19 protein-coding genes are annotated in these 23,343 nt (G+C 71.7%); 5 read left to right on the top strand and 14 right to left on the bottom strand.

Annotated elements, in window-relative coordinates; translation table 11 throughout:
- Positions 1 to 63: 63 nt before the first annotated feature.
- The 12 genes from BBK14_RS26885 to BBK14_RS26830 all read right to left on the bottom strand — a co-directional run bounded on the left by BBK14_RS26885 (position 64) and on the right by BBK14_RS26830 (position 14,275).
- Positions 64 to 1,254 (bottom strand): amidohydrolase family protein, encoded by a 1,191-nt coding sequence (locus BBK14_RS26885; protein ID WP_071066052.1) that lies wholly within the window; start codon positions 1,252 to 1,254, stop codon positions 64 to 66.
- 117 nt (positions 1,255 to 1,371) lie between these two features.
- On the bottom strand, positions 1,372 to 2,382 hold the full coding sequence (gene dmpG, locus BBK14_RS26880) for a 4-hydroxy-2-oxovalerate aldolase (protein WP_071066031.1): 1,011 nt from the start codon (positions 2,380 to 2,382) through the stop codon (positions 1,372 to 1,374).
- Positions 2,379 to 3,305 (bottom strand): acetaldehyde dehydrogenase (acetylating), encoded by a 927-nt coding sequence (locus BBK14_RS26875; protein ID WP_020462233.1) that lies wholly within the window; start codon positions 3,303 to 3,305, stop codon positions 2,379 to 2,381. Before BBK14_RS26875 ends, dmpG begins: the two co-directional genes overlap by 4 nt.
- Positions 3,306 to 3,309: 4 nt before the next feature.
- Positions 3,310 to 4,122 carry a 2-keto-4-pentenoate hydratase gene (locus BBK14_RS26870; protein WP_020462234.1) on the bottom strand — a complete coding sequence of 271 codons (813 nt, stop codon included), beginning with the start codon at positions 4,120 to 4,122 and terminating at the stop codon, positions 3,310 to 3,312.
- 52 nt (positions 4,123 to 4,174) lie between these two features.
- Positions 4,175 to 5,110, bottom strand: coding sequence for a 3-carboxyethylcatechol 2,3-dioxygenase (locus tag BBK14_RS26865; protein WP_083391276.1), 936 nt, complete (start codon positions 5,108 to 5,110; stop codon positions 4,175 to 4,177).
- A complete protein-coding gene (locus tag BBK14_RS26860) occupies positions 5,034 to 6,764 on the bottom strand; it encodes a bifunctional 3-(3-hydroxy-phenyl)propionate/3-hydroxycinnamic acid hydroxylase (RefSeq protein WP_083391275.1) in 1,731 nt (576 codons plus the stop codon). The genes BBK14_RS26865 and BBK14_RS26860 overlap by 77 nt, the downstream gene beginning before the upstream one ends.
- 2 nt (positions 6,765 to 6,766) lie before the next feature.
- Positions 6,767 to 7,630 carry an alpha/beta fold hydrolase gene (locus BBK14_RS26855; protein ID WP_071066029.1) on the bottom strand — a complete coding sequence of 288 codons (864 nt, stop codon included), beginning with the start codon at positions 7,628 to 7,630 and terminating at the stop codon, positions 6,767 to 6,769.
- An 807-nt stretch (positions 7,631 to 8,437) separates the two neighbouring features.
- Positions 8,438 to 9,190, bottom strand: a complete 753-nt coding sequence (locus BBK14_RS26850; protein ID WP_071066028.1) for an IclR family transcriptional regulator — start codon at positions 9,188 to 9,190, stop codon at positions 8,438 to 8,440.
- A gap of 50 nt (positions 9,191 to 9,240) precedes the next feature.
- Positions 9,241 to 9,768 carry a nuclear transport factor 2 family protein gene (locus BBK14_RS26845; RefSeq protein WP_071066027.1) on the bottom strand — a complete coding sequence of 176 codons (528 nt, stop codon included), beginning with the start codon at positions 9,766 to 9,768 and terminating at the stop codon, positions 9,241 to 9,243.
- Positions 9,768 to 10,772, bottom strand: coding sequence for an alpha/beta hydrolase (locus BBK14_RS26840; RefSeq protein WP_071066026.1), 1,005 nt, complete (start codon positions 10,770 to 10,772; stop codon positions 9,768 to 9,770). Before BBK14_RS26840 ends, BBK14_RS26845 begins: the two co-directional genes overlap by 1 nt.
- Positions 10,772 to 12,565, bottom strand: coding sequence for a flavin-containing monooxygenase (locus tag BBK14_RS26835; protein WP_071066025.1), 1,794 nt, complete (start codon positions 12,563 to 12,565; stop codon positions 10,772 to 10,774). The genes BBK14_RS26840 and BBK14_RS26835 overlap by 1 nt, the downstream gene beginning before the upstream one ends.
- Positions 12,566 to 12,610: 45 nt before the next feature.
- A complete protein-coding gene (locus tag BBK14_RS26830) occupies positions 12,611 to 14,275 on the bottom strand; it encodes an FAD-dependent oxidoreductase (RefSeq protein ID WP_071066024.1) in 1,665 nt (554 codons plus the stop codon).
- A gap of 253 nt (positions 14,276 to 14,528) precedes the next feature.
- Between BBK14_RS26830 and BBK14_RS26825 the strand changes: the two genes are divergently transcribed.
- On the top strand, positions 14,529 to 16,250 hold the full coding sequence (locus BBK14_RS26825) for a class I adenylate-forming enzyme family protein (RefSeq protein WP_071066023.1): 1,722 nt from the start codon (positions 14,529 to 14,531) through the stop codon (positions 16,248 to 16,250).
- Positions 16,251 to 16,333: 83 nt separating this feature from the next.
- Here BBK14_RS26825 and BBK14_RS26820 read toward each other — a convergent pair whose 3' ends face one another.
- Positions 16,334 to 17,215 (bottom strand): LLM class F420-dependent oxidoreductase, encoded by an 882-nt coding sequence (locus BBK14_RS26820; RefSeq protein ID WP_071066022.1) that lies wholly within the window; start codon positions 17,213 to 17,215, stop codon positions 16,334 to 16,336.
- A gap of 139 nt (positions 17,216 to 17,354) precedes the next feature.
- A complete protein-coding gene (locus BBK14_RS41435; protein ID WP_275078516.1) occupies positions 17,355 to 17,483 on the bottom strand; it encodes a hypothetical protein in 129 nt (42 codons plus the stop codon).
- Between the two features lie 318 nt (positions 17,484 to 17,801).
- On the opposite strand from BBK14_RS41435, the gene BBK14_RS26815 reads away from it, so the two are divergent.
- From BBK14_RS26815 to BBK14_RS26800, 4 genes are all read left to right on the top strand, one after another.
- Positions 17,802 to 18,500 (top strand): TetR/AcrR family transcriptional regulator, encoded by a 699-nt coding sequence (locus tag BBK14_RS26815; protein WP_071066021.1) that lies wholly within the window; start codon positions 17,802 to 17,804, stop codon positions 18,498 to 18,500.
- Between the two features lie 230 nt (positions 18,501 to 18,730).
- Complete coding sequence (gene shc / locus BBK14_RS26810) at positions 18,731 to 20,764, top strand: squalene--hopene cyclase (RefSeq protein ID WP_071066020.1); 2,034 nt, start codon at positions 18,731 to 18,733, stop codon at positions 20,762 to 20,764.
- A gap of 83 nt (positions 20,765 to 20,847) precedes the next feature.
- Entirely contained in the window at positions 20,848 to 22,536 is a 1,689-nt protein-coding gene (locus BBK14_RS26805; RefSeq protein ID WP_071066050.1) for a GGDEF domain-containing protein, read from the top strand.
- A 259-nt stretch (positions 22,537 to 22,795) separates the two neighbouring features.
- Positions 22,796 to 23,343 (top strand): GntR family transcriptional regulator (locus BBK14_RS26800; RefSeq protein WP_071066019.1); only part of this gene is annotated, 548 nt, incomplete at its 3' end.

Raw genomic sequence — 23,343 nt, 5'->3', positions numbered from 1 at the left:
CGCGCCGCCCTGCGAGGTGTCCCGGGGACGGGTCCGTGATCCGTCCCCGGGGAGCCGGTCCGGCTAGGCCGGGACCGAGATGTTCATCAGCCGGGCGAGGTTGCCGCCCATGATCTTGCGGGTGGTCGCCTCGGGCAGGTGCTTGAGCTCGTCGAGGTAGGTCAGCGGGCTCGCAAGCCCCTCGGGATGCGGGTAGTCGGAGCCGAACAGCACCCGGTCCTCCCCGATGAGCTCGGCGAGCGCGCCCAGGTCCTCCTCCCAGAACGGGCTGATGTTGATGTTCCGCTTGATGACCTCGATCGGGTCCTCCGCGAAGTCCTGCGGCAGCTTCTTGTAGAGGTCCCTGATGGACAGCAGCAGCGGTGCGACCCAGCTGCTGCCGTTCTCGACCACGGCGATCTTCAGCCGGGGGAACCGGGACAGCGCGCCGTGGCAGACCAGCGCCGCCACCGCGTCCTCCACCGGGCGCCAGGCCTGCAGCATCCGGAACGCGCTGGGCTTGAACGGCAGCATCTCGGAGCTGGTGCCCGTCCAGTCGCTGTAGTACCGGTCGTAGCCGCTGTCCGACGAGTGCAGCGTGACCAGGATGTCGGCCTCCTGCACCCGCTCCCAGAACGGGTCGAACTCCGGCAGCCCGAACGAGCGCGCGCCGCGCAGGCCGGGTACCGGTGCCGGACGGATGAGGATCACCCGGGCACCCCGCTCCAGCACCCACTCCAGTTCCTCGATCGCCTTCTCCACGATCGGCAGGGAGATCACCGGGGTGGTGAAGATGCGGTCGAGGCCCTCGTAGTTGAACTGCCAGGTCTCGTACAGCCACTCGTTGAGCGAGTGGATGACGGCATGGACCAGGTCCGGGTCGTCCCGCATCCGCTCCTCGATGAGGCTGGCCAGCGTCGGGAACATCAGGGTGCGGTCCAGGCCCTGCTCGTCCATGAGCTTCAGCCGGGCGGCCGGCTCCCGCCAGGCGTCGATGCAGCGCACCGGCGCGCCGAAGATCTCCCGGTAGGACTTGCCCTCGGGGTTGCCGTGCCGGTAGTAGTCCTCCTGCGCGCCCGGGCGGGCGACCACGTCGAAGGTCGGATTCGGGATGTAGTCGCTGATCTGCCCCCGGACCACGATCTTCGTCCGGCCGTGGACGTCGACGTAGTCGACGGCGCCCTTGTAGCGGGCCGGGAGGAACTTCGTCAGCGCGTCCCTGGTCTCGTACAGGTGGTTGTCGGCGTCGAACACCGGGATGTCGTTGGTGGGCATCATGGCCTCCTCGGGCACACGAAAAGCAGCATGCGGGGGTATGACACAGAGAAAAGGAAACGCGGAAACGGCGGAGCGATGAACGCGCCCTGCGGGCATCCGCCCGTTGTCGCGGGCCTACTTGGGCTGTATCGCCAGGGCGATGTCGACGAGCATGTCCTCCTGGCCGCCGACCAGCTTTCGCCGGCCCGCCTCGATCAGGATGCTGCGGGCGTCCACGCCGTAGGTCTCGGCGGCTATTTCGGCGTGCCGGAGGAAACTGGAGTACACGCCCGCGAAGCCGAGCGTGAGCGTCTCGCGGTCGACCCGGACCGGACGGTCCTGCAACGGCCGGACCAGGTCCTCGGCCGCGTCCTCCAGCGCGAGCAGGTCGCAGTCGAGATCCCAGCCCAGCAGCAGCGCGACCGCGACGAACGGCTCGATCGGGCAGTTGCCGGCGCCGGCTCCCTGGCCGGCGAGCGACGCGTCGACGCGGTAGGCGCCCTCCTCGACCGCGGCGAACGAGTTGGCGACCGACAGCGAGAGGTTCTCGTGCGCGTGGATGCCGATCTGGGTGTCCGGGCTGAGGACGTCGCGGTAGGCACGGACCCGCTCGCGCACGCGGTCGGTGGTCAGCCGGCCGCCCGAGTCGGTGACGTAGACACAGTGCGCCCCGTACGACTCCATCAGCTTGGCCTGGGCGGCCAGCTCGGCCGGCTCGGCCATGTGGCTCATCATCAGGAAGCCGGAGACGTCCATGCCGAGCTCGCGCGCCGCGGCGATGTGCTGGGCGGCGACGTCCGCCTCGGTGCAGTGCGTCGCGACGCGGACCGAGCCGACCCCCATCGCGTGCGCGCGGCGCAGCTCGGCGATCGTGCCCACGCCCGGCAGCAGCAGCGTGGTGATCGTCGCCTGCGAGGCGTTGGTGACCGCCGCCTCGATCCACTCCCAGTTCGTGTGGCTGCCGGGGCCGTACGTCAGGCTGGAGCCGGCCAGCCCGTCGCCGTGGGTGACCTCGATCGCCCGGACGCCCGCCTTGTCGAGAGCGGCCACGATGGCGCCGACCCGCTCCGGGTCGACCCGGTGCCGGATGGCGTGCATCCCGTCCCGCAGGGTGACGTCCTGCAGATAGATGTTCGGCCCGGTCATGCCGTCACCTCGGCGCCAGCGATGCGCTCGGCGACCCGTACAGCCGCCGACGTCATGATGTCCAGGTTGCCGGCGTAGGCCGGCAGGTAGTGGGCGGCGCCCTCCACCTCGAGGAACACGCTCACCTTCCAGCGGACGTCGACCGTGTCGTCCGGCAGGAGAATGCGCATCTCGGCCGGGTCCACGGGAGTGAACTGCACGTCCTGCTTCAGGCGGTAGCCGGGCACGTAGGCGGCGACGTCCGCGATCATCCGGTGGATCGATTCGGTGACCGCGTCCCGGTCGACGTCGCCGACCAGGCAGAGCACGGTGTCCCGCATGATGAGCGGCGGCTCGGCCGGGTTCAGGATGATGATGGCCTTGCCGCGCCGCGCGCCGCCCACCGACTCCAGCGCGTGCGCCGTCGTCTCGGTGAACTCGTCGATGTTGGCGCGGGTGCCGGGCCCGGCGGACTTCGACGCCACCGTGGCGACGATCTCCGCGTAGGCCACCGGGGTGACGCGTGAGATCGCCGCGACGATCGGGACGGTGGCCTGCCCGCCGCAGGTCGTCATGTTGACGTTGGGGGCGCTCAGGTGCTCGTCGAGGTTGACCGCGGGCACCACGAACGGCCCGAGCGCCGCCGGGGTGAGGTCGATCAGCCGCCGGCCGTACGGGGCCAGCGCCGCGGCGTTCGCCCGGTGCGCGTTGGCGCTCGTCGCGTCGAGCACGATGCCGGCCTGTTCGAACTCGGGCATCGCCAGGAGACCGGCCACCCCGTCGGACGTCGTGGCGACGCCCAGCCGCCTGGCGCGGGCGAGGCCGTCGGACTCCGGGTCGATCCCCACCATGGCCGCCACGCTCAGCGACTCGGACCTTCGCTTGATCTTGATCAGGAGGTCGGTGCCGATGTTCCCCGACCCGATGATCGCCACCTGCTGCACGGTTTCAGCCTTCCTTCTCGAACGTCGCCGTTACCGGGCCCAGGGGGCCGACCTCGGCTTGGATCACGTCGCCGGGCTCGATGGGGGCCAGCGGACCGAGCGCCCCGGACAGGACGATGTCGCCGCCCCGGAGCGGATCCCCGAAGTCCAGTGCCGTGCGCGCGAGCCACGCCAGCGCGCTGAGCGGGTCGCCGAGGCACGCCCGCCCCGTCCCGGTGCTGGCCGTCACGCCGTTGCGCAGCATCCGCATCGACACGTCGGCCGGAGTGAACTCGTCCAGGGTGAGATGCCGGTCACCCAGCACGAAGACGCCGCTGGAGGCGTTGTCCGCCACCGTGTCGGTGATGCGGATCCGCCAGTCCGCGACCCGGCTGTCGACGACCTCGATCGCCGCGACCGCGCTGCCGACCGCCGCCCGGACGGCGGCGGGCTGCGGGTCGACGATGTCCGCGGCGAGGATGAAGGCGATCTCGGCCTCGGCTCTGGGCTGCAGCAGCCGACCGAACGGCACCGTGGCGCCCGAGGCGTAGTTCATGTCGTCGAAGAGCACGCCGAAGTCGGGCCGGTCCACGCCGACCTGGCGTTGGACGGCCGGCGAGGTGAGACCGATCTTGCGGCCGACGACCCGCGCGCCACGGGACACCCGCAGCGCGGTGAGCGCCGACTGCACCGCGTAGGCGGCGTCGATGTCGCTCGGGCCGATCAGGTCGGCGACCGGCGCGCACGGAACGTGCTCGACGGCCGCCCGGTCGAGCCGCGCGACGGCGGCCTCGATCGCCTCACGGCCCACGCCGCCAGTCACAACGCTGCCAGTCACGCGGCACCTCGGAATCGTCGGGGCGAGCACCGCCCGCGGGTGGACGCCGGCCTCATCGCGGAAAGGCCGTCCGCACGGCGAAGCCGGCGATCAGCTCGGGCGCGGGCCGGTAGTAGCTGGTCCGCACCTGGTACGGCCCCGTTGCGGCGAGCGCCGCGAACGCGGCGACCCACGTGCGTATCTCGTGCGCGGAATTGCCGCCCTCCCGGGTGATCCCGTCGTTGGTCCACCCGTCCAGCTCGGCCAGCCGGCCCTGGTCGAGGACGTCGAGCACCCGCCGGTCCCACTCGGGGTTGAGCGGTCGCAGGTCGGCCGTACCGCGGGCGAAGCTCGCCGCCGCCTCGATCACCGCGCTCTGCCGGGCCTGCCGCTCCCCGACGGTCGGCGGCCGTCCGTGCACGATGCGTTCGAGCACCTCCGGCGGGCTGGCCAGGTTCGGGACGGGCGGGTCGTGCGAGAGTCCGCCCGACCCCAGCACGAGCACCCGCCGGTCGAGGCCGGCCAGGTAGCGGCCGATCGCGGCCCCCAGCAGCCGGGCCCGCCGCAGCGGCGCCAGCGGGACCGCCACGGAGTTGACGAAGACCGGGACCACCGGACGGGCCGCGATGTCGCCGAAGAGTGCCGCCAGCGGCTGCACCGTGCCGTGGTCGACGTCCATGCCGGTTGAGACGGCCACGTCGACGTCGGCCGCCCAGGCCGCCTCCGCGAGGCCGTAGGCGAGCTCGGCGGGGACGTCGAGCTCGCCGCTCTGCGTCCCGTAGTCGCCGACACCGCGCGCCGCGGTGCCGACGCAGAACGGCGGCATGAGCCGGTAGAAGAAGCCGTTGTAGTGGTCCGGGGCGAACAGGACGACCAGGTCCGGGTCGTACTCGCGCACCACGTCCCGGGCGGCGGCGAGCGCCGTGCCGACGTCAGCCAGGAGAGACGGCGGCGGGCCGGGCAGGCCGAGCAGCGGGCTGTGTGACATGCAGCAGAGGGCGAGCGCCATCCTCGGCTCCCGGGGTGAGGGACAGCGCGCCGGTGAGCGACGCGGCCAGTTCGGATGTCAGCTGAGCGACGCAGGCGCCGGACACACACCGGTCGGGCCGCAGGAAGAGCACGGACTCCTCGTGCGCGTCGAACCAGGACTTGAGCGCGCCGGTCCGGTCCCCGACCACCACGACGTCCGGGTGGTCCTGGTCCGCCCAGTGCAGCTGGGTGACCGGCCGCAACGCGACGAAGGTCGCGCCGAGCGCCTTCCACCTCGCGAACGTCTCGGGGCCGAGCAGCTCGTACGGGTCGTTGTTCCAGCACAGCACGGCGAACCAGGGCCCGAGCACGTCGTCGAGCCGGACGTTCTCGCGCTCGCGGGTGTCGACCCGCGGCTGGATGAACAGGGTCCCGACCGGCGAGTTCGCCCGGATCGGCTCCGTGTGCACGACCGCGCCCTCGACGTACCGCGGCATCGGTTTGAACCGCATCTCCACGACGTACTGCTTGAGCGCGGGCACGGCGGAGGCCGTCCGGGCGATCCAGTCCCGCACGGTGGCGACCCGCCGGTTGGTCGGGGAGATGATGCGCCCGACGGTCGTCGACAGGTCGATCATCGCCTGGGCGTGCCGGCGGCGCTCGACGTCGTAGGTGTCGAGCAGGGCGTCGCCGGCGAGGCCGTTCGCCACCGCGGCGAGCTTCCAGCCGAGGTTGGCCGCGTCCCGGATGCCGCTGTTGTAGCCCTGGCCCTGCCAGACCGGCATCAGGTGGGCGGCGTCGCCGGCGATCAGGACCCGCCCGGCGCGGAAGGAACCGGCGATCCGCGAGTGGTGCGTGTACACTCGGCGCCGGATGATGTTGACGCGGTCCGGGCGCGGGACGAACCGGGCGAGCATCGTGGCGATGAACTCCGGGTCCTCCGCCGCCTCGTCGGCCTCGTCCGCGTGCAGCATGAACTCGAACCGGCGGATGCCGTGCGCGATGGACACCGACACGTAGGGGCGCGCCGGGTCCGCGCCGACGTCCACGTTGGGCCGGCCGAGCGGGTCGGGGCGGATGTCGACCACGAGCCAGCGCGTCGGCGACGTCGTGCCCTCGAACGACACCCCCATGAGCTGCCGGGTGGCGCTGCGCCCGCCGTCGCAGCCGACGACGTGGCCGGCCGTGACGGTCGAGGGGCCGGCGGGCCCGGACAGCCCCACCGTCACCCCGTCGGCGGTCTGCTCCAGCGACTCCATCCGGTGGCCCCAGCGGACCTCGACGTGCTCGTACCGCCGCAGGCCCGCCAGCAGCTCGGCGTCCGCCAGTGGCTGGACGAAGCCGTTGCGCTTCGGCCAGCCGAACGGCTGGCTGGTCGGCGCGATCTCGGCGAGCACGCGCTGCTTCGCGTCGACGAACCGCATCACCTGGTTGGGGTTCGTGTGCGGCAGGATCCGGTCGACCAGGCCCGTGCTCTGGAAGGTGCGCAGCGACTCGTCGTCCAGGCCGACCCCGCGCGGGTAGTCGATCAGCGTCTCCCGCTCCTCGACCACCAGGGTGCGCACGCCGTAGCCGCCGAGCAGGTTCGCGAGCGTCAGCCCCACCGGGCCGGCCCCGATCAGCACGACGGCCGGCGCGGCGGCGACGGCTCCGGGCCCGGCGGCTGGTCCGGTGYCGGGGAGGTCCGCGGCCATGGTCAGCGCCCCAGCAGGAAGTCGAGGTGCAGACGGTTGAAGGTCTTGGCGTCCTCGTACTGGGGCCAGTGACCGCAGCCGGGCATCACCTCGAAGCGGGCGCCCGGGATCATCGAGGCGATCCGGCCGCCCTCCTCGACGTCTGCGGTCGGGTCGTCGCTCGTCCACAGCACCAGCGTGGGTGCGGTGATGGCGCCGTACTCGGCCGGGCCGAGCAGGTTACGCGCCCTGATCGCCGGATCCTGCAACGCCATGATGTCGCTCATCGCCGCGGTGAAGCCGGGCTGCCGGTAGACGCGCTGCCGGCTCGCTACGAGGTCGTCGTAGTCCTTGGTCTTGTCCGCCATCAGCCACTTGATCCGGGCCTGGACGGTCGGCCACGTCGGGTCCTCCACCGCCGCCATCGACAGCGTGCGGATGCGCGCCATGACGACCGGATCCGCCTGCGACCCGCCGGCGGTGTTCAGCACCAGCCGGTCGACCCGGTCCGGATGGTCGACGGCCGCGCGGGCCGCCACCCAGCCCCCGAGCGACTCGCCGCTGATGTGGGCGCGGTCCGCGCCGATGGTGTCGAGCACCGCCAGCAGGTGCTCCACGTAGTGCGCGATCTCCAACGGGTGCCCGGGCCGGCCGGTGTACCCGTGCCCGAGCATGTCGATCGCCCACGTCGAGAAATGCTGGGCGTGGGCCTCCAGGTTGCGGACGTAGGCCTCGGCGTGCCCGCCCGAGCCGTGTAACAGGACGAGTACCGGTCCACTCTCATCACCGGCGTGCAGGTATCTCGTCCGCACGCCCGCGACGTCCAGGTACCCCTGCGAGAACGGGACGCCCTGAAGATCACTCCAGATGCTTTCGTACTCCGACACGCGCCTGGCCCATCCCTCTCTCACGCCGCATCCCACTCACGCCGACCTGGCTCACGGATACGCACTGACCTCACGCTGCGCACTGACTCGCTTTGCGCCCCGACTCGCGCTACACCCTGACTCGTGTGCGAACTATAGAACGCGAGTGTTCGACATATGCACAGTAGGATCGGTGTTCTGAGGTGTCAAGACCGAAGCGGCGGCCCGCGTGCACGCCCGTCCGGCCCGCGGCTGGCGGGCACGGCGCAGCGGCGCAGCCGCGCCCACCGCCACGAGGCAGTGGGCGCGCCAAACACAGGAATCACGGGAAACGCGGGCAGGCGGAGAACGCGGTGCGCGGGAGAACACGACCGCCGGGCGCTGACGCCTGGGCCTGGCCTGGACTTGGGCCCGTGGCCCGTGGCCCGTGGTGGCCGTGGTGGCCGTGGTGTCGAGCGGGTGGCGTGCGTGCAGGCGTGCAGGCGTGCAGGGGTCCGGGGCGCAGGCCGGGACCGATCGGCATTCACGTCGGCTGGGCCTTATGCGCGGTGTCGAGCAACCGTGGCGATTGAGTGAGAGCCCGGACTCACTGAGCCGCCACACATCGCTGGGCGGCGGGATTCAGGCTGCATAGATCTTGTTCCCACAGCCTTGGCGCCGTGGTTCCGTGCCCGCCCCGCACCCGCCGGCCGTCGCCCGGCCTCGTGCCGTGTTCGAGCGTCACGCACGACGTCCGTCCGCGAGCACTCCGTCAGGTCACAATCGGTATCCGGACGACGACGAAAGCCGGACGACGACATCGTCACGGCAAGATCGGCCGGACATCGGCTAGCCGGCCTGGCCGAGCCCGGGCACCCGGGCGCCCGACAACCGGTCGCCGCCGTCGAAGAGCTGGCCGATCTCGCCAGCGGCCTGCACCATCACCGGGCCCGCGCCGGCCGCCACCTCGGAGCGGAAGGTGACCAGGTGGAGGCACATGAGCGGGCTGGAGGGCCGGGTCGGGATGAGCGCCGCGACGCCGTGCGCCCCGGCCTCTATCTCACCGCTGCTGACCGCGAAGCCGAGCTCGCGCGCGAGCTTCACCCCGGCCGGCTCGCCGGGCTGCGGCGGAAGCGCCGAGGCGAGCGCGTAGCCCGCTGACCCCCGGTCCAGCGGGGTCCGCATGCCGGCGCGGAACGACAGGTGATGAGTTGTGTTGGTGGGTTCGACCAGCGAGATCGCGACCGCTTCCTCACCCTCGGCGATGAAGAGCGCGATCGTGGAGCCGAGTCGCTCGGCCAGCCGCCGCATCGAGGGCAGGGCGAGCTCGCGCAGGCCCGGCAGGTAAGCGTCCGACAGCGACACGAGCCTCGCGCCCGGCCGGTAGACGCCGTTGTCGGCACGGGTGAGAAACCGGAAATCCACGAATGTCTGAAGCAGCCGGTAGGCGATCGACCGATGGATGGAAAGCCGTTCCGCGACTTCCTGGGTGGTCAGGCCCGTCCCGGATTCCGTGACGGCGATGAGGGCCCGCAGACCGCGCGCGAGCGTCTGGCTCCCAGGCTGCGCTTTGACGATCTCCGTCTGGTCGGCTCGGGCCATGGGCTGATGGTATCCGGCCCCGTCAGCGCCCGGCTGCGCGGCGCGGGCTCTCACCCCCGCACCAGGCGCATGATCGCCTGCGACTCGGGTGAGCCGTCAAGGACGCGGTTGCGGCGGTCCCGGATCCGCCAGCCGGCAGGTGTGCGCAGCAGCGTCCAGTGGTTGATCGCGGCCCGCCACAGAAACCACCGATCATCCTCCCTGAGGACCACGAAGGAATAGCCGACGGCCTCCGCCGTGTCGCCGCTGACGGTGACGCGAGGCGGGGCGGTGAGGTGCGCGACGCCGGCGGCGACCAGCCCGGTGTGCGGCTCGGTCCGGTAGAGATCCGCCAGGCCCTGCGGCGCCTCGACCCGGACAGCGCTCCCAACTGGGACGCCGAACTCGTAGCCGCCGCCGCTGATCCACAGGTCGGCCGCCTCTTCCGCCGACCCGCTGTCGACCAGAGGGCCGTAGCTGTTGAGGAGGCGGAGGATCTCCAGCTGGTCCTCGGCCGCCCGCAGCCGTGCCTCCAGCCGCCGGAGCCTGCTCTCCACCTCCGCCAGGCCAGCCACGTCCGCCAGGTTCTCCCCGGCCATCAGGGCCTCTCGCCGGCTTCCTGGGATCCGTCCGCCGGCACGAACGCGGCGGCCAGCGCCGCGTAGACGTCCCGCAGGAACTGCGCGGTGCGCGGGGTGCGCGGCGGCGCGCCGAACCCGCCGTGGATGACCCCGGGGTACACGTGCAGCTCGGTCGGCACGCCCGCGGCCGACAGGCGTGCCGCGTAGGCGACGTTCTCGTCCACGAACCCGTCGACGTCGCCGATCCCGAGGAAGGCCGGCGCGAGCCCGGTGAGGTCTTCCGCCCGCGCCCGCGCCGGCGCCGCGCTGGGCGGGACCTCGCCGCCGTCGAGCGACCCGAGATAGGCCGCCCAGCACAACCGGTTGGCCCGCAGATGCCACAGGCCCCAGTGGCCCGGGTCCTCGATCGCGCGGATCGAGGGGGTCAGCTCACGGTCGTCGAGCATCGGGTAGATCAGCAGCTGCAGCGCCGGCTGGGGGACGCCGAGGTCCCGCAGCCGCAGGCACAGTCCGGCGGCCAGGCCGGCACCCGCGCTCGCCCCGCCCAGGACCAGTCGGGTCGGGTCGACCCCGAAGTCGGCCGGGTTCGCGCTGACCCGGCGCCAGACGGTCTCCGCGTCCTCCAGGCCCGCCGGGTAGGGGTGCTCCGGGGCCAGCCGCCAGTCGACCGAGGCGACGGTGCAGCCGAGCTCGATGACCATCCGGTCGAGGCGGTCGTCGTTCTCGTCCAGGTTCCCCATGATGTAGGCGCCGCCGTGCAGCCAGAGGAGGAAGGGCAGCGCCGCCCCGGCGGGGGCGTCGGCGGGGCGGTACCAGCGCACCCGGACGTCGGGACGGCCGTCCATGCCCGGGATGACCTGGTCGCGACGCCGGACCCGCGGATCCTCGGGGGCGGGCGGCGGGCCGACCGCCGCGTACGAGCGCCGGATCGTCGCGATGCTCGTCAGGTCCCAGCGCGCCAGCCGGTCGAGCAGCGCCACGGTCCCGGGTTCGACCCGTTTGTGCACGTCGATGGCGGCCATCAGTCGCCGTCGGCCCGGTCCGGGTCCATCGGCTCGACACCGACCTCGATCGCCTTGATCAGCAGCGCGGTGAACCGGGTGTAGAAGCGGGCCATCCGGATGAACCCGGTGCCGAACCACAGCCCGGGCTGGGCGGAACGACGCCACGTGTTCGCGTACTCGCCGTCCGCGGCCCGGCCGTACGCCTTGTCGATCCGGTCCGCCGCCGAGCCCAGCGTCGGCTTGATGTGGCCCCAGAACTGGTGGTAGCCGGTGGCGAAGACGATCAGGTCGACGTCGAGGGTCGAGCCGTCGGTGAAGACCACCGTCCGGTCCCTGACTTCGGCCACCTCGACGCCCTGTTTGAGGTGCACCAGGCCGTCCGCGATCAGTTCGGAGGCGCCGATGTTGATCTGGTAGGCGTCCTTGCCGGACATGTGGGCGCCGATGATGCCGGTGCCGTCCGGGCCCCACTCGAGCTTGAAGCCCCGCGCGGTGAGACCGTCGAGCAGATCCTGGTCGGCCGCCGCGGCGAGCTTCACCAGCTTCTTGTTGAGTTCGTCCACCCGCTCGTTGGGCAGCGAGTAGGTCATCTGGTCCGCGAAGTCCGGGGTGTAGGGCATGTCCTCGGTGAACAGCGTCGACCAGTACCGGTGGTAGGACTCGTAGCTCACCACGTAGGTCGCGCTGCGCTGCAGCAGCGTGACGTCCGCGCCGTGCTCGTACAGGTCGTGCGCGATCTCGTGGCCGCTCACGCCGGCCCCGATCACCAGCGCCTTCTTCCCCGCGAAGTCGGCACCGTACTGGAACTCGTCCGAGTGCGCCGTCATGCCGGGGAAGGTCTCGATCCCCTTGATCGCGGGGATCTTCGGGGATCCGAACAGGCCGCCCGCCACGACGAAGTGCCGCGGGTGCAGTTCCCGGACCGAGCCGTCCCCGCGCCGGACCCGGATCGTCCACCGCTGGGCGTCCTCGTCGAAGTGCCCGTCGAGGAACGTGGTGGACGTCCACACGTTGAGGTCGAGCAGGTTCGCGTACGACTCCAGCCAGTCGGCGAACTTGTCCTTCGGGGTGTGCGCCGGCCAGGACGGCGGCAGCGACAGGTAGGGCAGATGGTCCCCGAAGACGGTGCTGTGCAGGGCCAGCGACGCGTAGCGCTTGCGCCAGGTGTCCCCGACCCGGGCCTCGCGGTCGATGACGAGCGTCGGCACGTCGAGCGCGCCGAGCCGGGCCGCGATGGCCAGCCCGTTGTGCCCCGCGCCGAGCACGAGCACCGCGGGCTCGCTGTCCTCGAAGGCGATCTCCTTCTCGCGGTCGCTCGACCACCGGGTGCGGTCGGGCACGATCCCGTAGACCTTGCCGTCCCGGCGGTGGTGACGCACCCGTTCCGGATGGGCCTGCAGTCCTATCACCTGGGTCTGCAGGATCGACACCACGAAGTGCCCCGCGCTCGGTACGAGCAGCACATAGCCACGGTCGATCCGGTCCGTGGTGGTGAAGTCGAAGAACGCGTTGATGGCGCCGTCGGTGACGACCGGCGGCTGCTCCCTGCTGGGCAGGAAGTCGGCGGCGTTCCAGGCCTTCGCCAGCTCGGTGAGCCGGGCGACGGTCTCCTCCCGCCCGACCGTGTGGTGGAAGTCCCAGGGGAAGGCCATGAAGTCACGCCAGGTCGCCTCCGGGAGGAAGAGCGCGGCGAGGTCGGACGTGGATCCGCTCCGCAGGGCCGCCGCGAAGTCGGCGAGCCATCCGGCGAAGATGTCCTCGGCGTCCCGCGCGGTGATCGTCTCAGCCGGATTCTCTAAGGTCTCAGTCATTGTCTCGCTCTTCGCCCCAATTCCCGGTGATCTACTCGCTTCGGGTCAGCTTCCGGATCGTTCGCTCAGGACCGGCGACCGGGCGCCGGACGCCGGGTCACGCGCCGCCGCGCGCCCGGCGTAGAGACCCCACACCCCGGCGACGGCCAGTGTCGCCCCGGCACCGCCGTACACCATGCCGGACGGGCTCGCCATCACGTTCCCCGCGGCGTAGAGCCCGCGGATCACGTCGCCGTCGACGTCCAGGACCCGGCCCTCCCGGTCGGTCCGGGGGCCGCCCTTGGTGCCGAGCGCCGACGACCCGACCTCGACGCCGTAGAACGGCGCGGTCTCGACCGGGCCCAGCGTGGAGAGGACCGATTCGGGATCGAGCACCCGGCCGCCGGGGAACCGGTCGTAGGCGTTGTCGCCGCGGCCGAAGTCGGGGTCGGTGCCGGCACGGGCATGCTCGTTGAACCGCCGCACGGTCGCCGCGACCTCGGCCGCGGGCAGGCCGAGCCGGCCCGCCAGCGCGTCCAGGGTGTCCGCGCGCTCCAGCCAGTCCGGCACCGCGCCACCGGGCGCCCCGCCGAAGACACCGAACCGGTCGACGGTCGACTGGTCGAAGATCATGTAGCTCGGCAGGTTCGGGTACTCGAACTTCGACGCGTCGAGCTGGTGGTAGGCGCCGCCGAAGGCGTTGTAGTTCGCCGCCTCGTTGGCGAACCGGCGGCCGTGGCCGTTGACCATGATCGAACCGGGCAGCGCGCGCTCCCGGGCGGTCAGCAGCCCGTTGCGGGCTCCGTCACGGCGATGCCCGGGAAGGCTGACGACCGGGGCCCACCATGCCTCCCGCATGTTGCCGAGCTGGGCGCCGACCCGCATCGCCATCCGCAGCCCGTCGCCGGTGTTGGACGGCGCGCCGATGGCCCGGGTCAGCGGCCCGCGCAGGAAGTCGCGGACGAGATCGGCGTCGTACTCGAAACCGCCGGTGGCGAGCACGACCGCGCCCGTGCGCACCGACCGGGTGCCGTCGGGGGTCGCGATCTCGATCCCGGTGACGGCGCCGTCCCCGGTGACCAACCGCAGGCCGCGCGTCCGGGTGGCGACGTGCACCCCACGCCGCAGGCAGGCCTGGAGCAGACCGCCGACCAGCGCCCGGCCGAGGCCCTCCGCGCGGTTCTTCTCCCGCTCGGCGAGCACGTCCGGCTCCAGCGCGCCGGTGCCCCCGCCCAGGGGCATCTCGCGGATGAGCAGCCGGCGGGTGTCGCCGGCGATGCGGTCCTCCCATTCCTCGAACCCGAGGAAGGAGAAAAGGCCGACCTCGATCGACCGTCCCCCGCGGGGCAGGCCGCCGGGACGTTCCGGGTGATAGTCGGGATAGCCCTCGACCAGGTGGAAACGGAGATCCGTCTGCTGCTCGACGAAGTCGACCAGCTCCGGACCGCCGTCGACGAGCGCCTCGGCCAGCTCCGGGAGAATCATCCCGTTCGACAGACTCGCCAGGTACGCCAGGCCGTCCGCGCGGGAATCCTTGATGCCGGCCGCCCGGGCCGGCTGGTTGGCGGGGACCCAGATCGTCCCGCCAGACAGCGCGGTCGTGCCGCCGAGCAGCTCCGCCTTCTCGAACACGGCGACGCGGGCACCCTCCACGGCCGCGGCGAGCGCCGCGGTCAGCCCCGCCGCACCTGACCCCAGAACCACCACGTCGTACGTCTCATGCTCGTGCATCGCATGCCCCCGTCACTGGGAGAGGTTCGGAACCGCCCGGCTGGCCGGCACCGGGACCGCGTCGGCACCGCGCCCGCGGGCCGCGGTGGCCGCCTGGGCCGCTCTGCCGCTCGACTGTGGATCACCTGTCGCCGTAGAGCACCTGCCGCCGTGCATTATGTGCGACATAGTGTTCAATAGGTGCTCAAGCTAATAAGCTCCCGGAGGGGTGTCAAGCCCGACCGAACCCTGCGCAGACCCGAGGGGCTGATCAATGCCGACCGATTCCGCGAGCGAGGACGTCCTCTCGACCGCCCGGCCATGGCTCGCCGCGTACCCACCGCGGATCGACCCGTCGCCGCGCCTCGCCCACTCCTCGATCGTCGACGCGTGGCGGGACCGGGTGGCCGGTAACCCCGGCCGGACGGCGGTGCGGTACTTCGACGGCTCCCTCAGCGCGGCCGAACTCGACGCCCACGCCGACGCCCTCGCCGCCGAGCTGCAGGAACGGGACGTCCGGCCGGGCGACCGCGTGGGCGTCTACCTGCAGAACGTGCCGTACTACCCGATCAGCCTGCTGGCGATCTGGAAGGCCGGCGGCATCGCGGTGCCGCTCAACCCGATGTACCGCGGACGCGAACTGCGGCGCCTGATCGACGACTCCGGCACCACGGGGATCATCCTGGCCCGCGGGACCGACGCCCAGACCCGCGAGACGCTCGCGGGCAGCACCGTCCGCTGGCTGTTATCCGCCTCCGCGCGCGACTTCCAGACGGCGGACGACCCGCGGGTGTTCGGCACCGGCGGCGATCCCGCGCCGTCACCCGACGGCGATCTGGCGGCGATCCTGACGCGACGGCGGGGGCAGCACCCCGAGCCGGTCGAGACCACCCTGGACGACACCGCCTTCCTCACCTACACCTCCGGCACCACGGGCCCACCCAAGGGCGCGCTGAACACACACCGGAACTTCCTGAACTCGGTGCTGAACTACGGCCGCTGGCTCCTTCTCGAGCCCGGCGACGTGGTGTTCGCGATCGCCCCCCTCTTCCACATCACCGGGCTTTCCCTGAACGCGGGCATCGCCCTGCTGAACGACACGACACTGAGCATGAGCGGCCGCTTCGAGCCCTCAGTCGTGCTCGAGGCCTTCCGTGACCACGGTGTGACGACCACCATCGGTTCGATCACGGCGTTCAACGCCTTTTTCCGGGTGGACGGCGCGGGCCCCGAGCATTTCGCCACGGTGAAGCGGCTCTATTCCGGCGGCGCGCCCATCCCGCCGTCGACGGTGGAGGCCTTCCGGTCGAGGTTCGGGCCCTACCTGCACAACATCTGGGGCATGACCGAGACGACCGGCGGGGGCATCGCCGTGCCCCCCGGCGCGGCGGCACCCGTGCACGGCCCGAGCGGCACCCTGTCGATCGGCGTGCCGATGCAGAACGTCGACGTGTGGATCACCGACGAGAGCGGCGCGCCACGGCCGCCGGGCGGCGAGGGCGAGCTGGTCATCTCCGCGCCGCAGGTCATCCCCGGCTACTGGCGCAACCCCGAGGCGTCGGCGCACGCGCTGGCGGGCGGGCGGCTGCGCACCGGGGATGTCGCCGTCCTCGACGCCGCCGGCTGGGTCTATCTCGTCGACCGGGTCAAGGACCAGATCAACACGTCGGGCTTCAAGGTCTGGCCGCGYGAGGTCGAGGACGTCCTGTACGAGCACCCCGACGTCTTCGAGGCCGCCGTGGTCGGCCTGCCGGACGCCTACCGCGGCGAGACCGTGGCGGCCTACGTGTCGCTGCGCGACGGCGCTGCCACCACTCCCGAGGAGCTGACCGCCTTCGCCCGGGAGCGGCTCGCCGCGTACAAGTACCCGCGCCGGATCTCGATTCTTCCGGAGCTGCCTAAGACCGCCACCGGCAAGATCCAGCGGGCGGTGCTGCGTGAGCAGGCCCCCGCGGGACAGGTGGCCCCGGCCGCGCCGCGGGCGGAACCCGGCTGACGAACGGCCCTGGCCCGCTCCCGCACCGACGCGGGAGCGGGGGCGGCCCTGGCACGCTTCCCGCGGGAGCGGGCCAGGGCCGCTCAGCGCAGGGCGGCCTCGGCCTTCTTCATGATCTCCGCGATGTAGTCGATGTGGCGGTCGACGCCGGTGAGTCCGCGCCCCATCGTGAACAGCGAGGCGTGTGTGGCGTCTGCCGCCCGCAGCCGCAGCAGCCCGTCCGTGATCTCCTGATCGGTGTAGGGCTGGCCGGGTGCGTGCAGGACGAACTGCGCGCCGAAGCCGTCGAGCGGCCTGCCCGCGATCGCCAGCAGTTCCCGCAGGCGGATCCAGCCGTCCGTCGCGGCCTGATCGAGGCCGTAGCCGAAGACGAAGCCGTCGGCCAGGGCCACGGCCCGGCGGAACGCCGCCTCGGCGAACCCGCCGCACCAGATCGGAATCCGGCGGGTCGGCCTCGGGACGATGTTGGCGCGGTCGATCTGGTCGAACTCGCCCTCGAAGCTGATCAGCTCCTCGCTCCACAGCCGCCGGAGGTAGGAGATCTGCTCGGTCAGTCGCCGGCCCCGGCTGGCGAAGTCCACGCCCATCGCGTGGAACTCGACCCGGTTGTACCCGGCCCCCACCCCGAGCCGCAGCCGCCCCCCGGACATGAGGTCGATGTCGGCCGTCTGCCGGGCGACGAGGACGGTCTGGCGCAGCGGAAGGATGAGGACGCCGCTCACGAACTCGATGCGCTCGGTCAGGCCGGCCAGGTAGGCGAAGGCCGTGAGGGGATCGTGGAACGGGCTGCGTTCCCCGTACCGACCCCGGATCGGCGGGTCACGCCGCTCGTGCGAGGCGCCGATGACGTGGTCGTACAGGACCAGATGGTCGTAGCCGAGCCCCTCGGCCGCCCGGGCGAACCGGGCGAGCGCCGACGGATCGCCCTCGAGCTCGATCTGCGGATAGACGACCCCGAGCCTCATCGCACCCCGCCCGTCTCTCTCCCCGTCACGCTGAGGACGTCGGTCAGGCTATCAGCGGCAGTTCTTTTTCTACAACCATCGGTTCAAATAACGCACGCAAGCGGCGGAGGGGTCCGCCGGAACAGGCGCCGCCCGCGCGTCAGCTCTCCGCTCCGAGGACGAGCGGCAGGTCCGGGTCCGCCGCCCACTCCAGCATCGAGCCGTCGTACACGGCGGCGTCCGGCCCGCCGACCGCCGCCAGGGGCAGCGCGTTCCAGGCGGCACCCACCCCGCCGCCACAGTAGAAGAGGGACGGTCGGCCGACCCGAGATAGGCCTCCCTGCCGCGGCTGTCGACCACCAGGACGGCCGGGTCACCGATGGCGGCGAGCACCGCGCCCCGGTCGGCGCACGCCCTCCCAGCCGACCAGGCGCCATCGACACCGTGGATCGGGGGGCGGGGCCCGCCCCAGCACTCCCCCGCAAACAGGGCATACGACCCATGCAGGTCAAAAATCTGTCATAGGCTGCCATTTGCCGGTGTTGCGCGTATGCTTGCCGAAGACACCAGGGTCACGGAAGCGCTACGCGACAGGAGGTAATCGAGCGTGGCTGACCAGCGCACGGAGGGCCTGCGTGAGCGGAAGAAGCGTCGCACCCGCCAGTCGATCATCGACGCCGCGCACGAGCTGTTCCACCTGAAGGGCTACGAGGCGGCCACCGTGGAGGAGATCGCCGACCAGGCCGAGGTGTCCGTGCGCACCGTGTTCCGCTACTTCACGAGCAAGGAGGCGATCGCCCTCGCACCGTTGGACGAGATGGGCGATCTCACCGTGGCCGCACTGCGCCGCCGGCCCGCCGACGAGCCGCCCCTGACTGCGCTGCGCAACGCGGCCTTCGACGCCTGGACGCTGATGTCGCCGGACGGCGACTCGCTCCGCCACTACGCCGATCACCTGCTTCTCCTCGACGGCTCCTCACCCCTGGCGGGAGCGGTCCTGAGCCGTCTCGTCGCCATCGGCGACCGACTCGCCGTGGAGCTCGCGGAGGAGACCGAGCCCAGCCCGGCCGAACACGCCATCGCCGAACACGCCATCGCTGAAGGCACCACCCCTGAAGGCACCACTGCCGGGAACAGCCCGCCCGATCCCGGTCTGGGCGCCCAGCTGACCGCCGTCACGTTTCTCGGGGCCATCCAGGTGGCGACCCGCGCGTGGTGCAGCTCGGGCAGCACAGACCTCGGCGATCTCCTCATGACGGTCGACCTCTGCCTCGGTCGACTGGGCGTCCAGCCCCCCACCGGCTGACCCACCCGCACCGCAGGAACAGCACAACAGGAACAGCACAACCGGAAAGCAAGGTCTGTCGCGGCACCCTGGACAATGTGAGCGCGCCAGCGTGAATGAGCGCCCCTACTCGGGCGGCGCGGTTCGGAGAGCCCCTCCGGCGCGCCCGTTCGGCGCCCAGGTCGGCCATGTTCCAGGGATCCGACCGACCTCCTGTCACGTTGGTGATGAACGATATGCGAGGACCGGATATGAACGTTTCCGATACCGTCAGTGTCACCCGGGAAAGCATTCCCACACAGACCAGCGCCGTCGACGCCACCGCACGCGACCGCACCGCGGCTGCCGGCAGCGAGCTCACCCGCGTGCTACGCCTCGCCACCGACCACCTGCTCGCGCTGCAGGACGGCACGGGCTGGTGGAAGTTCGATCTCGAGACGAACACGAGCATGGACGCCGAGGACCTCCTGCTGCGCGAGTACCTCGGTATCCGCACGGCCGAGGTGACGGCGGCCTCGGCCCGGTTCATCCGCTCCCGGCAGAGCGACGACGGATCGTGGCCGCAGTACTTCGGCGGCCCGGGCGAGCTGTCCACCACCGTCGAGTCGTACATCGCCCTGCGCCTCGCCGGCGACGACGCCTCCGCACCGCACATGCTCAGCGCCGCGACCTGGGTCCGCGACCACGGCGGAGTTCCCGCGACCAGGGTGTTCACCCGGATCTGGCTGGCGCTGTTCGGTTGGTGGCGCTGGGAGGACCTGCCGGTGCTGCCCCCGGAGATCATGCTCCTCCCCCGCCGCGCACCGCTGAACATCTACTCCTTCGGGTCCTGGGCGCGCCAGACCCTGGTGTCGCTGACGGTCGTCTCCGCCCTCCGCCCGGTGCGGCCGGCGCCGTTCGACCTCGACGAGCTGTACCCGGACGGACCCGCCTCCGCCGGGTCCTCCGCCGGGCCCGGCGGAGGCGGGTCCGGCGCCGGAGCCTCCGGCGTGCTCGAGAGAATCAGCACTCGGTTCACCGCGAAAGAACTTTTCCTGGGTATCGACCGACTGCTGCACGCCTATCACCGGCGCCCCGTTCGATCCATGCGCAACCATGCGCTGCGGGCCGCGGAGCGGTGGATAATCGCCCGCCAGGAGGCGGACGGATGCTTCGGCGGAATTCAGCCACCCGCGGTCTATTCGATAATCGCGCTGCGGCTGCTCGGGTACGAGCTCGACCATCCGGTGCTGAAGGCCGCGCTGCGGGCCCTCGACGACTACAGCGTCACCCTTCCCGACGGCTCCCGCATGGTCGAGGCGTCGCAGTCGCCGGTCTGGGACACCGCGCTGGCGGTGAACGCCCTCGCGGACGCGGGTGCCACGGCCGCGATCGCGCCCGACCACCCGGCGCTGGTCCGCGCCGCCGACTGGCTGCTCGGCCAGGAGGTCCGGCACCGGCGTGGAGACTGGGCGGTCAACCATCCCGACGTCCCGGCGAGCGGCTGGGCGTTCGAGTTCGAGAACGACACCTACCCCGACACCGACGACACCGCGGAGGTTCTGCTCGCGCTGCGCCGGGTGCGCCACCCGGCGCGCGACGAGCTGGACGCCGCCGAGCGCCGGGCGGTGGCCTGGCTGTTCGGGCTGCAGTCCAGCGACGGCGGATGGGGCGCATACGACGCGGACAACACCAGCACCATCCCTTACCAGATCCCGTTCGCCGACTTCGGAGCCCTCACCGATCCGCCCTCCGCGGACGTCACCGCGCATGTCGTCGAGCTGCTCGCCGAGGCCGGCCTCGGCGGCGACGACCGCACGCGGCGCGGGGTGGACTGGCTGCTGGACCACCAGGAGGCCGACGGGTCGTGGTTCGGCAGGTGGGGCGTCAACTACGTCTACGGCACCGGCAGCGTGATGCCCGCGCTGCGCGCCGCGGGGGTGGAGCCGTCCCATCCGGCCATGCGGGCGGGAGCGGACTGGCTGCTCACCCACCAGAACGCCGACGGCGGCTGGGGGGAGGACCTACGCTCCTACACAGATCCCGGGTGGTCGGGCCGTGGTGAGTCCACCGCGTCCCAGACGGCGTGGGCGATGCTGGCCCTGCTGACGGTGGGCGACCAGCCCGAGGTGAGCGGGGCCCTCGCGCGGGGTGCCCGGTGGCTGGCCGATCACCAGCGGCCGGACGGCTCCTGGGACGAGGACCAGTTCACCGGTACCGGTTTCCCCGGCGACTTCTACATCAACTACCACGGCTACCGGCTGCTATGGCCGATCATGGCCCTCGGCCGCTACCTCCGCGGGTAGGGCAGCCGACCCAGCCAGGCGCCAACATCRTAACTATCCGAATCGGTTCGACCTCGATACGCTTCCCCCGAGGGATGTGGACGATGTCCGAACTCCGTGGCGCCACGGACGCCACACACGATTTGCGGCGTTCGACCGTTTCGGGCCGTACGCCGCAGTTGTTGTGGTGGTGGTGCGCGGCCGCCGCCGCCGTGGCGCTTTTCGCGCTGGAGGTCGCCCTCGCGGTGCTGTTGGGCCCGCGGCCGGGCGTCGTCGCCACGATGTCGCTCAACGCCGCCGCCCAGGTGGCCGCCGCGGCGGCCTGCTTCTGGACCGCTCGGCGCACCCGCCCCGGTGACCGGCGCTGGCGGCGGCTCATCGGCGTCATGGCGGGCAGCTCGGCGCTCGCCAGCGTCGCGACGGCGGCAGCCGTGCTGGGTGGTGAATCTCCCCGGGTGTCCTCGGGGTGGTACGCCGTCCTGCTCGTTTTCCACGGTGTGGCCCTGGCCGGGCTGCTGTCGCTGCCCACCGACCCGGTGGACGGCCGGGCGGGGAGGCAGGGCCGCGGCTCGTCCCGCTGGTACGTGATCACCATGCTGGACTGTGTACTGATCGTCGGTTCGATCGTCCTGCTGGAATGGGGGACGGTGCTCGCCGCGGTCGTCCGGACAGGTGCGCCCGACCTCAGAGAGTTCCTGCTCTCCCTGGTCCACTCGGTCTCCGTACTGATCCTGGTCACGGCGGTGGTGCTGATCGCGAGCTTCCGCCGGCCGCGCTCCCCGGCGACGTTGGCGCTGCTCGGCACGGGCCTGCTMGCCTACGGTCTCACCAGCAACGTCTTCGTCTACCGCGTCGCGCAGCACCAGCTCGACATGCCGCCGTTGAGCGTGGTCACATTCGGCCTCGCCTTCCTGCTGGTCTTCCTTGCCGCGCTGCTGCCGTTCCCGGCTCGCGCACCGCCGGACGGCCCGGCGCTGGACGGCCCGGCGCCGGCCGGCCCGCAGGCGACGTGGGCGTACGCGGTGCTGCCCTACGCGGTGCTCGGTGCCGCGGGCCTGCTGGTGGTCGGCAAGCTGTCGATCGGTACGCAGGTCGACCGGTTCGAGACGTACGGCATCGCCGGGCTGCTGCTGGTCGCGCTGGTCCGCCAGATGGTCACGCTGGTCGAGAACGCCCGGCTACTCGCCGGAATCCGGGACCAGGAACGGGAGCTGCACCACCAGGCCTTCCACGACCCGCTGACCGGCCTGGCGAACCGGGCCCTGTTCACCCGCCGACTACAGCGAGCACTCACGCGCGACACCGACGACGCCAGTGACGCCAGCCACGCCGGAGACGCCGGTGGCGGCACGTCGCTGTCCGTGCTGTTTCTGGACCTTGACGAGTTCAAGCACGTCAACGACACCTTCGGGCATGCCGCCGGGGACGAGCTCCTCCGGATCAGCGCGGAGCGGCTGCGGGCGGGAACGCGGACCGTGGACACCGTCGCCCGGCTCGGCGGCGACGAGTTCGCCGTCATCCTCGACGGCGACGGACTCCGCAATCCCCGCCGCGTCGGGGAGCGGCTCGCGGCAGCGATACAGGCACCGTGTCTGCTGGCGGGACGGCCTTACACCCCGCGAGCCAGCCTCGGACTGGTCACCCTCGACTCCCCCGCCCGCCCGGCCGACCCCGACGTCCTGCTCCACCAGGCCGACCTTGCGATGTACGCGGCCAAACGCGAACGGACCGGCAGGCTGAAGGTCTACCGGCCGGACATGAGCCCTCCGATCGCCACGCCGCCGCCCGGCTGACCGGGCGGCGGCGTCCCCTTCGACGTGTGGAACGACCCGCTTCCCTGGACCACGAACGCGAGTTCCGTCATCCGCCGGCCCGAGTCGACTTCCGACGCCCGGAGTCGTGCAGGGTGGCGGCCACGGCTCGGAGAAGATGGGACTGATCCGTCGGAGATCTGCTCGGTCCGGCCGTCTTTGRGGACTTCGGAGGCTACGTGGTCAGGTACATGCGGGAGGCGGCCGAGACCGCCGAATCGAGCGACTGTCCGGCGGTTCAGTGACCACACGTGACGCCGACCCGAGCGCGATCCGGCTGCTCGCCTCGGGTCGGCGGCGCTACGGCAACCTCAAGGACGAAGCGGCCGACTTCATCCGGGAGGCGATCGTCTCCCGTGCGCTGCCGCCACGCAGCAAGATCGATCAGGACGAGGTCGCCGACGCGCTCGGGATCAGCCGGGCCCCGGTCCGCGAGGCCCTCATCGAGCTCGCGCAGAAGGGCTTCGTGGACGCCGTGCCCCGGCGCGGCGCGTTCGTCGCCGAGRTGAYYGTCGAGGACATCGAGGACCACTACGAGGTCGTCGCGCTGGTGTCCGGGATGACGACCCGGCGTGCGGTCCGCAAGCTCACGCCGCTGGAGACCGAGGAACTGGCCCGGCTGCACCGTGAGATCGCCACGACCGAGGACGAGGCCCGCCGCAGGAGCCTCGACCGCCGGTTCTTCCAGATCATCGCCACCGCCGGGAAGTCACCGCGGCTCGACGCGATCCTGGAGTTCCTCGGCGGCGTGCTCCAGGGCAGCTTCTACTTCGACGCGCCCGCGTGGGG

This window comes from Parafrankia soli (assembly GCF_001854695.1).
In the GTDB taxonomy this organism is placed as follows: domain Bacteria; phylum Actinomycetota; class Actinomycetes; order Frankiales; family Frankiaceae; genus Parafrankia; species Parafrankia soli.
This window is presented reverse-complemented; position numbering and strand designations above follow the sequence as displayed.